Raw genomic sequence first — 13,644 nt, 5'->3', positions numbered from 1 at the left:
GCTCGTCCGTCCCGCAGACGGGGTATGCGCGCCCATCGGCCCGGCACCGGCAGATCCAGGTCCCACCGCATCGGGAGAGCGCGGCGGTGGCCGTCGGCAGCGGGCCGAACAGCATCCACGTGGGGAGGCCCGTCCAAAATGAATCGCCGTTCCTTCCTCCGCGGTGGCGCCGTCGCCGCCGCGGCAACCACAGCTGTGGCCGCCAGCGGCCTTGCGGCACCCGCGCTTGCCCAGTCGCGCACCGAATGGCGCATGGTCACATCCTGGCCGAAGAATTTCCCGGGTGTCGGCACCTCTGCCCAGCGGCTGGCCGATCGCATCGCGGCGATGAGCGCGGGCCGTCTGGTGATCAAGGTGTTCGGTGCCGGCGAACTCGCCCCGGCCTTCGGGACCTTCGATGCGGTCCAGCAGGGCGCTGCCGAGTGCTATCACAGCCCCAGCTACTATTTCGCCGGCAAGAATCCGGGCCTGACCCTGTTCACCTCCATCCCGCTCGGCATGACCGCCTGGGAAGCCCATGGCTGGTGGCTGCATGGTGGCGGTGAAGCGCTGCAGGACGAGATGACCAGGCCTTTCGGCATCAAGGCCCTGCCCTGCATCAACACCGGCGTCCAGGCCGCCGGTTGGTTCAACAAGGAAATCAAGACGGTCGAGGACCTGAAGGGCCTCAAGATGCGGACCGCCGGCCTCAACGCCGAAATCCTGCGCCGGCTTGGCGTCAATGTCGTGACCCTGCCGCCCGGAGACATCTTCCAGGCCATGCAGTCGGGCACCGTCGACGCGGCCGAATGGATCGGCCCCTGGAACGATCTGGCATTCGGCCTGCATCGCATCACCAAGAACTACTACGTCGCCGGCACCAACGAGCCCTGCGCCGTGGCCGAGCTCGGTGTCTCCGAGAAGCACTGGAACGAACTTCCCGAAGATCTGCAGGCGATCATCCGCAGCGCCTGCGCGGCCGAATACGAGACCGCCTTCACCGAGTACTTCACCCGCAACGCCGAGGCGATGGTGGTGTTGAAGAACGAGCATGGCGTCCAGGTCCGGACCTTCCCTGACGAGGTCCAGAAGGTACTGGCCGATGCCGCCCGTGCGGTCGCCCTGGAACTGCGCGATCGCGGCGACGACGTGACCCGGCGGGCCTGGACCTCGTACATGACCTATCTCGACCATGCCCGCACCTATGGCAACAGTGCCGAAGGCGGCTACCTGGCACTCCGGGCGAAGTTCGACCCCATCCCGGTCGGCTGATCCGCACCCGATCTTCAAGTCTGCCAAACGCAAGAATGCGCCGCACCATCATCTGGTGCGGCGCATCATTTTTCTGCAGATGCTCCTGGACAGCAGCGGCGCCCGGGCCTAGACAGGTCCCCCGGTGGTATACCGTTGGGGGTATGTCCATCGGGTTTCAGGAACCGTGCAAGGAAGACCGGCCGATGGACCGCCGTTCATTCATCAAGCGCAGCGTTGCCACCGGCGCTGCAGCCGCTGCCACCACCTTCGCCGCCCCGGCCATCGCCGAGGGCCGCATCGAATGGCGGTTGATCACGTCCTGGCCGAAGAACTTTCCCGGCCTCGGTACCACAGCCGAACGTCTCGCACAGAAAATCACCAGGATGAGCGGCGGCCGGTTGACCGTGAAGCTGTATGCCGCGGATGAACTCGTGCCGGCTTTCGGCGTGTTCGACGCAGTCCAGCAGGGGGCTGCCGAAGCCTACCATTCAGCCGCCTATTATTACGGCGGCAAGCACCCCGCGCTCAACTTTTACACCAGCGTGCCTTTCGGCATGTACGCGCCCGAACACATGGCCTGGTGGCTGTATGGCGACGGTGAAAAGCTGCAGGACGAACTGTACGCCCCGTTCGGCATCAAGGCCATCCCGGCCGCCAACACCAGCGCCCAGGCCGCGGGCTGGTTTGCGCGCGAGATCACCGGCCCGGATGACCTGAAGGGGTTGAAGTTCCGCACCGCGGGACTGAACGGCGAACTCTGGCGTGAAGCCGGCTGCAACGTCGTCCAGCTGCCGGGACGGGAGATGTTTCAGGCCTTCCAGAGCGGCATGATCGATGCTGCGGAATGGGTAGGGCCCTGGAACGATCTGGCCTTCGGGCTGCATCGTCTGGCGAAGAACTACTACACCCCCGGTATCGGCGAGGGCCAGGGTGCTGTCGAGATCGGCATCGGCCGCAAACATTGGGATGCCCTGCCCGACGATCTGAAGGCGGTCGTCCGCGAGGCAGCGATTTCCGAGTATCAGGCCAATGTTTCGGAGTTCCTTATTCGCAACGCCTCGGCGCTCAAGGCGCTACAGACCGAGCACGGCGTGAAAGTGCAGCCCTTCCCCGATACGGTGAATGACGCACTCGCCAAAGCCGGCGAGAGCATCATGTTGCGTCTGCGCGACGGTGGCGACGATCTGCTCAAGAAAGTCTGGGCCAGCTATTACGGCTTCCGGAACGACTGCATGACCTGGACTCGCCATGCCGAGCAGCCCTATCTGAACGCGCGGGCGAAAGGTCCCGCCTTTACCGACTGATACCTACGCGCGAACTTCGCACGGCAGTCATGGCCCTTGCGTGTTTCCTTTTGGTAAAGGCGCAAGGGCCAGATCATTTCTATCCCGTCGGACAGGTGCTCGGCACCGATTTGCATTGCATTGCATCATCGTATTTTGCGTCGCAACACAACAGAAGCCTTGATCCGATTGGGTGAACATTACTGACCCAATCTCACCATGTCAGCTTGCGTTCACTCGATGACCCCTTATACTACCCCCAGATCGTCGGGCCGGGGCCTGATCGCGGCGGAGACCCGCGGCCAGGGAGGGGCCGGACCGGCGATGGTTTCGGGGGTATCTCTACGTTCGCCGGCGATCCGCCCCCCGCCGGATCCGGGGACGTCGGGCAACCGACCAAAACGCACGAAAAGCTGCCAAAAAATTCATCAGGGAGAGACCGATCGATGGATCGTCGTTCGTTCCTCAAGGGATCGGCCGCCGCGGGTGCCGCTGCCGCCGCCGTCGCCGCTTCCAACTTCCCGGCGCCGGCCATCGCGCAGGGCAAGATCGAGTGGCGCATGGTCACCTCGTGGCCGAAGAACTTCCCCGGCCTCGGGACGGCCGCGGAGAGCATCGCGCAGAAGATCACCACCATGAGCGGCGGACGGCTGACCGTGAAGGTCTTCGCCGCCGGTGAACTGGTGCCGGCTTTCGGTGCCTTCGATGCCGTGCAGCAGGGGGCTGCGGAAATCTATCACTCGGCCGCTTATTACTATGGCGGCAAGCATCCCGGTTTCCATTTCTTCACCACGGCACCTTATGGTCTCTATGCCGCCGAACAGTTTGCCTGGTGGGCGATCGGCGACGGTGAGAAGCTCCAGGACGAGCTCTACGCACCTTTCGGCGTAAAGGCTTTCCCGGCGGTCAACACCTGTGCGCAGGCGGTCGGCTGGTTCGCCAAGGAGATCAACACTCCCGACGACCTGAAGGGCCTGAAGTTCCGCACCGCCGGCCTGAACGCGGAAATCTTCCGCCGGCTTGGCTGCAACGTGGTTCAGCTGCCCGGTGGGGAAATCTTCCAGGCCATGCAGTCGGGCACCGTCGATGCGGCAGACTGGGTCGGCCCCTGGAACGATCTGGCCTTCGGTCTGCATCGGGTTGCGAAGAACTACTACACCCCCGGCATCGGTGAGCCCTCGGCCACCATCGAGATGGGCATCGGCAAGAAGCACTGGGATGAACTGCCGGATGATCTGAAGGCGATCGTCCGTCAGGCCGCCTACAGCGACTACCAGGAGGGCGTCGGTCAGTTCATCGTCCGCAACTCCGCTGCGGTCGCAACCCTGATCAACGAGCACGGCGTGAAGGTCCGCCCCTTCCCTGACCCGGTCTACAAGGCCCTGGGTGACGCTGCCGAGTCGTTCATCAACGAGCTCAGCGGCGGCGGTGACGACATCCTCAAGCGGATCGTCAAGAGCTACTACACCTTCCGCAACAACAGCATGACCTGGCAGCAGCATGCTGAGCAGCCCTATCTGAACATCCGGGCCGCAGGTCCGAAGTTCGCGGTCTGAGGTCGCGCAGGGTATGGGCCTTGGCCCGTACCCATCCCGTTGTGCCGCAGACAAGCCGAGCCCGTGTCACCGCCTGCATCACCGCGGAGACACGGGTTTTTTTGTACGGGCGGCAGCGTTCCACATTGCGGCACAAAGATGGATCACTGATCAACCTTTACGCTCCGTGGCGGATGAGCTTTGAAACGTCGTTTCATAAATCGACGACTGCAAGACATCTTGCGTCGATGACTTGGCGAACTTTAAGTCGGATCGTTCGCAGGAACGAAAACGCGCGCTGATCTGTCAAAAAATGACAAAAAGACTGCAATTTCAGAGCGCTTCTTCTATACAAGGAGCACGTTTCGGCCGGGTTGTGGCCGATCGCTCCCCCAGCAGCCGCCTGTGAAGGCACAAAGAACCCATTAGGAGGGAACACCGTGAACGCCCTCAGAGCGCTTGCAAGCGCCGTGGACGCGGTGAACGAAGGGATCGGACGAGTCGTTTCCTGGCTTGCTCTCGTGCTGGTGGTCGTGCAGTTCGGAATCGTGCTGATGCGCTACGTCTATGGCGTTGGCGCGATCGCGGTTCAGGAATCGATCCTGATCATGCACGGCGTCCTGTTCCTCGTCGCTGCGGGCTATGCGCTGCTCTACGACGCGCACGTCCGGGTCGACGTGTTCTATGGCGAAGCAAACCCCGCAAGAAGGCGATGGTCGATCTGATCGGTTGCATCGTCTTCCTCGCTCCGTTCATCTACGTCATCTGGGATGTCGCCTACCCTTACGTCGCCTCATCCTGGGCGGTGAAGGAGGCATCCAACGAGACCAGTGGTCTGCCCGGCGTCTATCTGTTCAAAACCACCATCCTGGCCTTCACGGTCCTGGTCGGCATTCAGGGCGTGGCGCTGGCGCTACGCTCGATCCTGGTGATCGCCGGCCTGGCGGATACCAACAAGTCTCGGACGGGCGGGGCTGCGTAACGCCATGCTGATCAAGGACTATCTCGACATCGCCATGTTCCTCGTCCTGGTCGGGGCGTTGCTCATGGGCTTTCCGGTCGCCTTTACGCTCGGCGGCGTATCGATCATCTTCGCCTTTGTCGGCAACGCCCTCGGCGTCTTCGACCTGTCGTTCCTCAGTTTCCTGCCCCAGCGCATCTTCGGCACCATGACCAACGAGACGCTGGTCGCCGTGCCGCTGTTCGTGTTCATGGGCGTGGTGCTGGAACGATCCAAGGTTGCTGAGGAACTGCTGGAGACGATGGGTCTGCTGTTCGGCCGCCTGCGCGGCGGCCTCGGCATCTCGGTCTCGGTGGTGGGTGCCCTGCTTGCAGCATCGACCGGCATAGTCGGCGCGACGGTGGTGACCATGGGTCTGATCGCGCTGCCGACCATGCTGAAGCGCGGCTACGACCCGCGTCTTGCCACAGGCAGTATCGCCGCGGCAGGCACGCTCGGCCAGATCATCCCGCCCTCGATCGTGCTGGTCTTGCTGGGTGACGTCATGGGCTCCGCCTATCAGCAGGCGCAGCTCAAGATGGGCATCTTCTCGCCGGATACCGTCTCGGTTGGCGACCTCTTTGCCGGCGCGCTGATCCCGGGCCTGATGCTGGTCGGCATCTACATCCTGTATCAGGTCTTCGCCGGCATCATCAACCCGACCGGCTCGCCCGCACTCTCTGAAGAAGAGGTTGCAGTGGGTCGGGGTCCTGGTTTCGGCAAGCGCATCTTCAGCGCCCTGGTTCCGCCACTGGTGCTGATCATCGCTGTGCTGGGGTCGATCCTCGGCGGCCTGGCGACGCCGACGGAGGCAGCTGCGGTCGGCGCGGTCGGCTCGCTGATGCTGGGTGCAGCCCGCGATCCGGATCGCAGCCCCGTCCCGATCTACATTTCGGGCGCCGCGCTGATCGCCATCCTCGTCCTGACCGGCTTCATGGATCTGCGCTTCCAGCGCAGCGTGATCAGCACCGCCGAGAACATCGGCATCATCGTCGCGGCGATCCTGCTGGTGCTCATCGCCTGGGGCCTGATCATCTCCATCCTGCGCGCCGCCCGAACCAACATGCTGAACGAGGTGATGCGCGGCACCGCCCGGGTCAGCTCGATGGTCTTCGTCATCCTGATCGGTGCGGCTGCCTTCTCGCTGGTGTTCCGCGGCCTGGGTGGTGATGATCTGGTCCATGAAGTACTGACCGGCATGCCGGGTGGTACGTTCGGCGCCCTCATGATCGTGATGATCGTCATGTTCATCATGGGCTTCTTCCTGGACTTCATCGAGATCACTTTCGTGGTGGTCCCGCTGGTCGCCCCGGTGCTGCTCCAGCTGGATGTGAATCCGGTCTGGCTGGGCGTCATGATGGCAATGAACCTGCAGACCTCGTTCCTGACCCCGCCCTTCGGCTTCGCGCTGTTCTATCTGCGCGGTGTCGCACCGCCGTCGGTCAAGACCTGGGACATCTATAAGGGCGTGATCCCCTTCGTGCTGATCCAGATCGTGGCACTGGCCATCCTGTGGATCTTCCCGGGCATCACCACCTTCCTGCCCGATCTGCTTTACCGGTAAGCAACCCGGCTTCCGGCCAGCCCTGTCGGGGGACGGGACGACCGGAAGGGAGCAGGTCTACGAGAAACGGCCCGGTGGATGGGGATCCGCCGGGCCGTTTTTTACGTCTGATCAGATGTGCTGGACGCTCAGTCGCCGAACCGGTTGTCCCGCGGGAAGCCGTTGGGCGCCAGCGCGCCCGGGCCGCCCCGCGCTTTGGTGATCCAGCGCGCCAGTTCTGGCATCAGCACCTTGCGGGTCTGCGGTCCCCTCTGCCAGGAGAGGCCGTCCTGCGGATCAACCAGCTTCAGGCCCCGCACATCCGACGGACCGCCCTGGCGATAGGTTTGCAGCCGCACGCCCTTGCCCCGCGTCATATGCGGTACCTGATCGATCGGATAGATCGCCAGCTTCCGGTTCTCGCCCACGATGGCGAGATGGGTGGCATCGGCATCGATCCGGCGCACGAGCTTCAGCTTCTGGCCCTCGCCAGGCACCAGCACCTGACGTCCGGTCCGGGTCTGGGCAACGGCGTCCTCGGGCTTCACCATGAAGCCGCGACCGTCGCTTGCCACCAGCAACAGATCGCCCGGAGTCCCGGCCAGTGTCAGGGTCACGATCTGGGCGTCGGCTGCAAGATCCACCATCAGCCGCAGCGGCTCACCGAAACCGCGGCCGGGCGGCAGCTTGTCGCCCTGCAACGTATAGACCCGGCCGTCATCTGCGAAGACCAGGATCCTGTCGGTGGTCTGGGCCTCGATGCGCAGCGCCTCGGCGTCGCCCTCCTTGAAGCGCAACTCCTGATCGGGTCCGATATGGCCCTTCATCGCCCGGATCCAGCCCATGGTCGACAGCACGACGGTGATCGGCTCGCGCTCGACCAGTGCCTCGATCGAGACCATCTCGGTCTTCGGCGCCTCGCCCGGTGTGGTCCGCCGGCGGCCCAGTTCGGTTTCGGGGCCGAAACGCTTCACCAGATCGGCAAATTCCACATCCAGCGCATCCCGCTGGCGGCCTTCGTCGGCGAGCAGCCCTTTGAGCTTCTTCTGCTCGGTGGTCAGCTGCTTGCTTTCGCGCTCGATCTCGATCTGCTGCAGCTTGTGCAGGGCGCGCAGCCGCATGTTGAGAATGGCTTCGGCCTGGACCTCGGTCAGCTCGAACCGCGTCATCAGCCCGGCTTTCGGCTCGTCGGCGGTCCGAATGATATGAATGACCTCGTCGAGGTTCAGATAGGCGATCAGCTGGCCCTGCAGCACTTCCAGCCGCCGGGCGATTTCCGAGAGACGGTGCCTGGTGCGCCGGCGCAGCACCTCGATCCGGTGTTCGATGAAGGCGGCCAGCACGCCGCGCAGGCTCATCACCTGCGGCACGCCTTCGGCATCGAGCACATTCATGTTCAGGCTGAAGCGGTTCTCGAAATCGCTCTGGCGGAACAGGCTTTCCATCAGCAGGTTGGGGTCGACGTCGCGCGAGCGCGGTTCCAGCACGATGCGCACGTCTTCGGCCGATTCGTCGCGAATATCCGCCAGCAGCGCCAGCTTCTTGGCGGTCAGCAGCTCCGCCACCCGCTCGATCAGCCGGCCCTTCTGGACCTGGAACGGGATCTCGGTGACGACGATCTGATAGCGACCATGGGCCAGATCCTCGCGATGCCACCGCGCCCTGACCCGGAAGCCGCCACGGCCGGTGGCATAGGCCTCCGCGATCGAGGCCTTGCTCTCCACCAGCACGCCGCCGGTCGGAAAGTCGGGGCCCTGAACATGGCTCAGCAGTGTTTCATGGGGACAGTCGCGATAGCGATCCTCGGGGCGAACGGCCGTGCCCTCGGGGAAGTCCCCATCGGTCTTGCGATGGCCCAGCATCATGCGTGCCGCCTCGGCCAGCTCGGCGGCGTTGTGCGGCGGGATGCTGGTTGCCATGCCGACCGCGATGCCGGTCGCGCCATTGGCGAGCAGATTGGGGAAGCCCGCCGGCAGCACCACGGGTTCCTCGTCGGTGCCGTCGTAATTGGCACGGAACCCGACCGTGTCACGATCCAGATCCTGCAGCAGCAGCATCGCGACCTCGGTCAGCCGGGCCTCGGTGTATCGCATGGCCGCGGCATTATCGCCGTCGATGTTGCCGAAATTGCCCTGGCCGTCGACCAGCGGGTAGCGGAGCGCGAAATCCTGCGCCAGGCGGACCATGGCGTCGTAGACCGCGGTGTCGCCATGGGGATGGTATTTACCGATCACGTCGCCGACCACCCGGGCGCATTTCTTGAAGCCCTGAGCGGGATCGAGCTTCAGCTGCCGCATGGCGTAGAGCAGCCGCCGCTGCACCGGCTTCAACCCGTCGCGGACATCAGGCAGCGAGCGCGAGGTGATGGTCGACAGAGCATAGGCAAGGTAGCGCTCACCCAGCGCGTCGGCCAACGGTACGGTCTCGATCAGCCCCGCATTGTCCGGGCTTCCGGTCTCGTCGCTCATCGGATCTCCATCGGGTTGGTGCCGTCTGCGGAGGATGGTCCCCGGCCGCTCCGGCGCGCCAGCCGGTCGGCCAGTGCGATCCTGAGCGGCGGCACGGGCTGGCCGGCACCGGAAAACAGGTGTCGATCGAGGAAGTAAAGGGTCAGACGCAGGCCGTCAACGATCTCGGCGACCTCCGCTTCATCCAGCGGTACACTGCCGGTCATGAAGCCAGGCAGGGGGAGCAACCGCCCGGCCCAGGGCGCGCCAGCCGCTCGCGACACCGCCCGGCCGGAGCGGGGAGAGACATGGCTCAGATCCTCGGTCCCCCCCGTCAAGGCACAGCTGCCGAGATCGAGCCCATAGCCCAGATCGGCCAGAAGGTCGCGCTCCAGTAACACGAACGCAGCCGCCCAGACCGTTTCCGGTGCATGTTCGATTGCCGCGATCAGGGCGGCGGTCCGTTCGAAAAGCCCGCCAATGCGCAGCCGGTCGGGCAGGCTGCGATCCAGCACCGCCGACAGTGCACCAAGGGCCGTCAGTCTCAAGCCGTCGTCGATCAACCGTCCGGCCGGCTCGTCCAGCGCCTCGATCATATAGCCGCCAAGCTGACCGTCGAGGCGGCCCCGCCAGGTGACCAGCAGCCGGTTGCCGGGCTCGATCGTGCCGCGCATGCGCCGCCCTGCCCCGCCGCGAACCAGCCCCTGATGCCTCCCATGACCGTCGGTCAGGGCCGACAGCACGACATCGGCCTCACCATGGCGACGGGCGGCAAGCACGATGGCCTCCTCGGTCCATTCGATCATCCGGGCTCTCCCGCCGCGACATGACGACGAAGCCCCGCCACCAGGGCATCGAAGACGACCCGGCAGCGCGGGGCCCGGCGCAGGTTCTCGTGCATCGCAACCCAGGTGTCCAGCACCAGCCCGTTCACCTCGGGCAGTATGCGGACCAGCTCCGGGCTTCGACGGGCGACGGCCAGCTGGCAGAAGCCAATTCCGGCCCCGGCCCGGATCAGCGCCAGCTGCGCCAGATCATTGTCGGTCCTGAGCGCGAAGCGGGCGCGGGTGAACCCGGCCAGCCCCTGCGCCGCCGCACCGGCCATAAATCGCCGGACTATGGCGGTTTCGCGGTCGAAGCCGATCAGCCGATGCAGTTCCAGATCCGCCGGCGTGCGTGGCATGCCGTGGCGCTCCAGATAGTCGCGGCGGGCATGCAGCCCCAGCGGCACAAAGCCCACGCGCTGCGCAACCAGCGCCTCCTGCATCGGCGCGACCATGCGCACCGCAATGTCGGCGTCGCGGCGCAGCAGATCTTCCACTGCGTTCGACAGCACGATCTCGATCGTCAGGCCCGGATGGGTCTCCTGCAGGGCTGCCAGAATTGGCGGCAGAACCTCGACCCCGATCACCTCGCTCGCCGTCACCCGTACCGTGCCGGCCACCTCCGCAACCGACGCAGAGGCCGCCCGCAGCAGAGCCGCTGCGGTCGCCTGCAGGGTTTCGGCATAGGGGCCGAGTTCGAGTGCCGCCGGCGTCGGCATCAGCCCGTGCAGAGAGCGTGTGAAGAGCTGCTGGCCGACGGCCTGTTCCAGTGCATCGACATGACGCCCGACCGTCGGCTGGGCCAGCCCCAGATGGCGGGCGGCGGCCGACAGTGATCCCTCCCGCAGAACCGCAAGAAAGGTGCGATACAGATCCCAGCTCGGGTCACCCATGGCCATGCATGGAAGTATAGCGGCCATAGGAACCTCGTCAATTTTCTGGCAGCCGGATCGGGGGGATGCTGGGGCCGTCGCTATCAGACGGAGCAAAGAGATGAGCATGAGCGGTCAGGCCCTGGTCCTGGGGGCCTCGGGCGGAATCGGTGGAGAGACGGCGCGGCAACTGGTCGAGGCGGGTTGGCAGGTCCGGGCCCTCAGCCGCCGCGCAACCTCGATGCCGGTCACACCGGGCGTCACCTGGCTGCCGGGTGACGCCATGTCGCCGGACGATGTCCGCAAGGCTGCGGCAGGGTGCAACCTCATCCTGCACGCGGTGAACCCGCCCGGCTATCGCGACTGGCACCGGCTGGTGCTGCCGATGATCGATGCCAGCATCGCCGCCGCCCATGCCGTCGGCGCCACCATTCTGCTGCCCGGCACGATCTACAATTATGGCGCCGATGCCTATCCCATACTCACCGAAACATCCCCGCAGCACCCCGATACCGCGAAAGGTGCCATCCGCACCGAAATGGAGCGCCGTCTCGAACGGGCGGCAGATAGTGGTGTGCGCAGTATCGTCCTGCGCGCCGGGGACTTCTTCGGGCCCAGGCCCGGCAACAACTGGTTCTCGCAATGCCTGGTACAGCCCGGCGGACCGATCCGTCGGACGATCCATCCCGGCCGGCCGGGCATCGGCCATCAATGGACCTATCTGCCTGACATGGCCGCCACCTTTTTGCGCCTGGTGGCGATCCGCGACCGGCTGTCCGCCTTCACCACCCTGCACATGGCGGGTCACTGGGACCCGGACGGCACCGCCATGGCCGCGGCGATCACCCGGGTCGTTGGGCGACCGGTCAGGACGATCCACCTGCCCTGGCGTTTGCTTGGCCTCGCCGCGCCGTTCGTACCGCTGATCCGCAATCTGCGCGAGATGCGTCATCTGTGGCAGATCCCGATCCGGATGACCAATGACCGGCTGCGGGGAGTGATCGGCGACGAGCCGCACACGCCGCTGGACGAGGCCGTCCGTCGGACTCTGACCGGTCTCGGCTGCCTGCCCCGGGCTCAGACGTCCCAGCCGGGATGGCGATAGATCATCGGCCCGTCATCCTCCTCCTCGGGGCCGCGCTTGGGCGGCGGGGCCGGCTGCGGTGCCGCGTAGAAGCGGGGCTCGCGCCGGTCCCAGGTGGGTTCATAGGGCGAGCGCATCTTCAGCCCGTTCTGGTTTTTATCGGCGTCGCGCATCGCGTTCTGCAACTGCTGGGCCTGTTTCAGATCCCAGGGCAGAACGTAATAGCGCGGGATATTGCCGCCATCGGGCTGGATCCAGAGATAGATCCCCTCACCCTCTCGTATCACGGATCCCAGCACCGTGGCCTCGCCCGCCCCCTTGTCGAGCCATTCCATCGTGATCGGCTTGGGCTGTGACAGCAGCGTCGTGAAGCCAAGATAGGCTGCGGGCAGCAGCAAGGCCGTCAGCCCGATGGCGGCCATCCGGACCGGCAGGCGCCGGGGCGCCCAGATCGCAAGCGTCGCAAGCAGAGCGGTGATGCCGGCGGTGGCGGCGAAGACATAGACGACATCGTTCATGCGTCTCTCCTTCCCTCACCCGCGATTGCTGCGCAGGCGCTGATACAGGCTGTTGACGCTGTCCGGCACCAGCCGCGCCTTGTCGTCGAGCCGGAACCGCATCGCGGTGATTTCCTCGCCCTCGCGGTTCAGCGCCACCTCGGTCGCCAGGATCTGCCGGGCCGAAGACTGCTGGTCGCTCTTGACGCTGGCGACGACCTTCACCCGCACGGGCAGCTGCCGGCTCTGATTGCGGAACAGATGGACGTTCACGATGTACTCGCCCGGCGGAATGCCGCGGCTGTACGAGACTTCGTGATTGCTGTCGGTGGCGTCGCCATAGCGGCCGAGATCGTCACGCAGCAGGTTGAAGATCACCCCGCCCTTGTTGGAATAGCCGACCGGCACATCGCCCGGCGCCTTGACCCAGAGGTCGACATCGGTGTCGAGATCGGCTTCCCACAGCGCCTCGACAATCACATTGCCGGGCGCGGTGACTTCCGCCTGATCCTGCTTGCGCGGCGGGTTGAGATGCGGCAGCAGCAGGATGACCACGGCCACGAAACCGAGCAGGGTGAGCGTGATGACGTCGCGAAAGACGGTTCCCGCGCCATCGTCGCCATCGGGTTTGAGAGGGTCGTCATACAGCATCGCCTTCACCCCGCGCGACAAGATCCGCGACCAGGGTGACGGTGCCGCCCGCAAGGATCTGATAGTTCAGCCGAAGCCAGATGTGCAGGATGCTGCCGACCAGCGTCGTCCAGAGGGCGATCGCCATGCCGTCGAGCAGCTGGGCGACCATCGGCCCGACCGCCGAGACATCGGCGACACGGTTCTGATCGACGCCCGAGAGCGCCACGATGAAGCCGACCACCGTGCCGATCAGGCCCAGCAGAACCAGGCTGTCGGCGATGTAGCGCACATTCGATGCCCGGGCGTAGAGCTTGGCCTTCAACCCTTCGGCCACCACCGGGCGGCGCGCCTCGGGCACGCGGGTCAGCGTCGAAAGATAGGCAGCGACCCGGCCGTTCTTCGCCGGCTGGGCCCGCTTCAGATCGTTCAGGCCGTCGCTGATCTGGATGATCCGCCAGGCACAGAGCGTCAGGCCGACCAGAAACACCGCAAAGATCAGAACCGAGATCCGGCTCGAATCCGAGGCGAGCACCCGGTCGATCCAGCCATGAACCCAGGCCATGGCGAGCCCTGCGGCCGCCACCATGTTCACCAGCAGAAAACGATAGATCAGAAGATAGCGATGATGCATGCAAACCACCCCCTCGGACACGCGCGCCTCGGGCGCGGGTCGGGCCGCGCCATCGGCGTGGG

13 protein-coding genes are annotated in these 13,644 nt (G+C 65.2%); 7 read left to right on the top strand and 6 right to left on the bottom strand.

Features of this window, described 5'->3' with window-relative positions:
- Positions 1-138 precede the first annotated feature (138 nt).
- The 6 genes from TMO_RS08090 (at position 139) to TMO_RS08070 (ending at position 6,615) form a co-directional block, all read left to right on the top strand.
- Positions 139-1,251 carry a TRAP transporter substrate-binding protein gene (locus TMO_RS08090; protein WP_014745127.1) on the top strand — a complete coding sequence of 371 codons (1,113 nt, stop codon included), beginning with the start codon at positions 139-141 and terminating at the stop codon, positions 1,249-1,251.
- A 185-nt stretch (positions 1,252-1,436) separates the two neighbouring features.
- The gene (locus TMO_RS08085; RefSeq protein WP_014745126.1) at positions 1,437-2,537 is read left to right on the top strand and encodes a TRAP transporter substrate-binding protein; all 1,101 of its coding nucleotides are present in this window, start codon (positions 1,437-1,439) and stop codon (positions 2,535-2,537) included.
- Between the two features lie 425 nt (positions 2,538-2,962).
- On the top strand, positions 2,963-4,072 hold the full coding sequence (locus TMO_RS08080) for a TRAP transporter substrate-binding protein (RefSeq protein ID WP_014745125.1): 1,110 nt from the start codon (positions 2,963-2,965) through the stop codon (positions 4,070-4,072).
- 419 nt (positions 4,073-4,491) lie between these two features.
- Entirely contained in the window at positions 4,492-4,776 is a 285-nt protein-coding gene (locus TMO_RS32110) for a TRAP transporter small permease subunit (RefSeq protein WP_014745124.1), read from the top strand.
- Positions 4,764-5,033, top strand: coding sequence for a TRAP transporter small permease subunit (locus TMO_RS32105; RefSeq protein WP_014745123.1), 270 nt, complete (start codon positions 4,764-4,766; stop codon positions 5,031-5,033). The genes TMO_RS32110 and TMO_RS32105 overlap by 13 nt, the downstream gene beginning before the upstream one ends.
- 4 nt (positions 5,034-5,037) lie before the next feature.
- Positions 5,038-6,615: a TRAP transporter large permease gene (locus TMO_RS08070; RefSeq protein WP_014745122.1), complete on the top strand. Its 1,578-nt coding sequence runs from the start codon at positions 5,038-5,040 to the stop codon at positions 6,613-6,615.
- 128 nt (positions 6,616-6,743) lie between these two features.
- Here TMO_RS08070 and parC read toward each other — a convergent pair whose 3' ends face one another.
- Genes parC through TMO_RS08055 form a run of 3 tightly spaced genes read right to left on the bottom strand, consistent with a single transcriptional unit; the run spans position 6,744 to position 10,764 of the window.
- Positions 6,744-9,062 (bottom strand): DNA topoisomerase IV subunit A, encoded by a 2,319-nt coding sequence (gene parC, locus TMO_RS08065; protein WP_014745121.1) that lies wholly within the window; start codon positions 9,060-9,062, stop codon positions 6,744-6,746.
- On the bottom strand, positions 9,059-9,847 hold the full coding sequence (gene recO, locus TMO_RS08060; protein WP_014745120.1) for a DNA repair protein RecO: 789 nt from the start codon (positions 9,845-9,847) through the stop codon (positions 9,059-9,061). The genes parC and recO overlap by 4 nt, the downstream gene beginning before the upstream one ends.
- Entirely contained in the window at positions 9,844-10,764 is a 921-nt protein-coding gene (locus TMO_RS08055; protein WP_014745119.1) for a LysR family transcriptional regulator, read from the bottom strand. Before TMO_RS08055 ends, recO begins: the two co-directional genes overlap by 4 nt.
- Positions 10,765-10,858: 94 nt before the next feature.
- On the opposite strand from TMO_RS08055, the gene TMO_RS08050 reads away from it, so the two are divergent.
- Entirely contained in the window at positions 10,859-11,842 is a 984-nt protein-coding gene (locus tag TMO_RS08050; RefSeq protein WP_014745118.1) for an NAD(P)H-binding protein, read from the top strand.
- Here the strand turns inward: TMO_RS08050 and TMO_RS08045 are convergent.
- Genes TMO_RS08045 through TMO_RS08035 form a run of 3 tightly spaced genes read right to left on the bottom strand, consistent with a single transcriptional unit; the run spans position 11,815 to position 13,582 of the window.
- Complete coding sequence (locus TMO_RS08045; RefSeq protein ID WP_014745117.1) at positions 11,815-12,339, bottom strand: hypothetical protein; 525 nt, start codon at positions 12,337-12,339, stop codon at positions 11,815-11,817. The genes TMO_RS08050 and TMO_RS08045 overlap by 28 nt on opposite strands.
- A gap of 15 nt (positions 12,340-12,354) precedes the next feature.
- Complete coding sequence (locus TMO_RS08040) at positions 12,355-12,969, bottom strand: hypothetical protein (protein WP_014745116.1); 615 nt, start codon at positions 12,967-12,969, stop codon at positions 12,355-12,357.
- Entirely contained in the window at positions 12,959-13,582 is a 624-nt protein-coding gene (locus TMO_RS08035) for a MotA/TolQ/ExbB proton channel family protein (RefSeq protein WP_014745115.1), read from the bottom strand. The genes TMO_RS08040 and TMO_RS08035 overlap by 11 nt, the downstream gene beginning before the upstream one ends.
- Positions 13,583-13,644: the final 62 nt, after the last annotated feature.

This window comes from Tistrella mobilis KA081020-065 (assembly GCF_000264455.2).
Taxonomy (GTDB): Bacteria; Pseudomonadota; Alphaproteobacteria; order Tistrellales; family Tistrellaceae; genus Tistrella; species Tistrella mobilis.
Note: the sequence above shows the minus strand (reverse complement) of the source record. Positions and strands in the feature narration are given on the sequence as shown.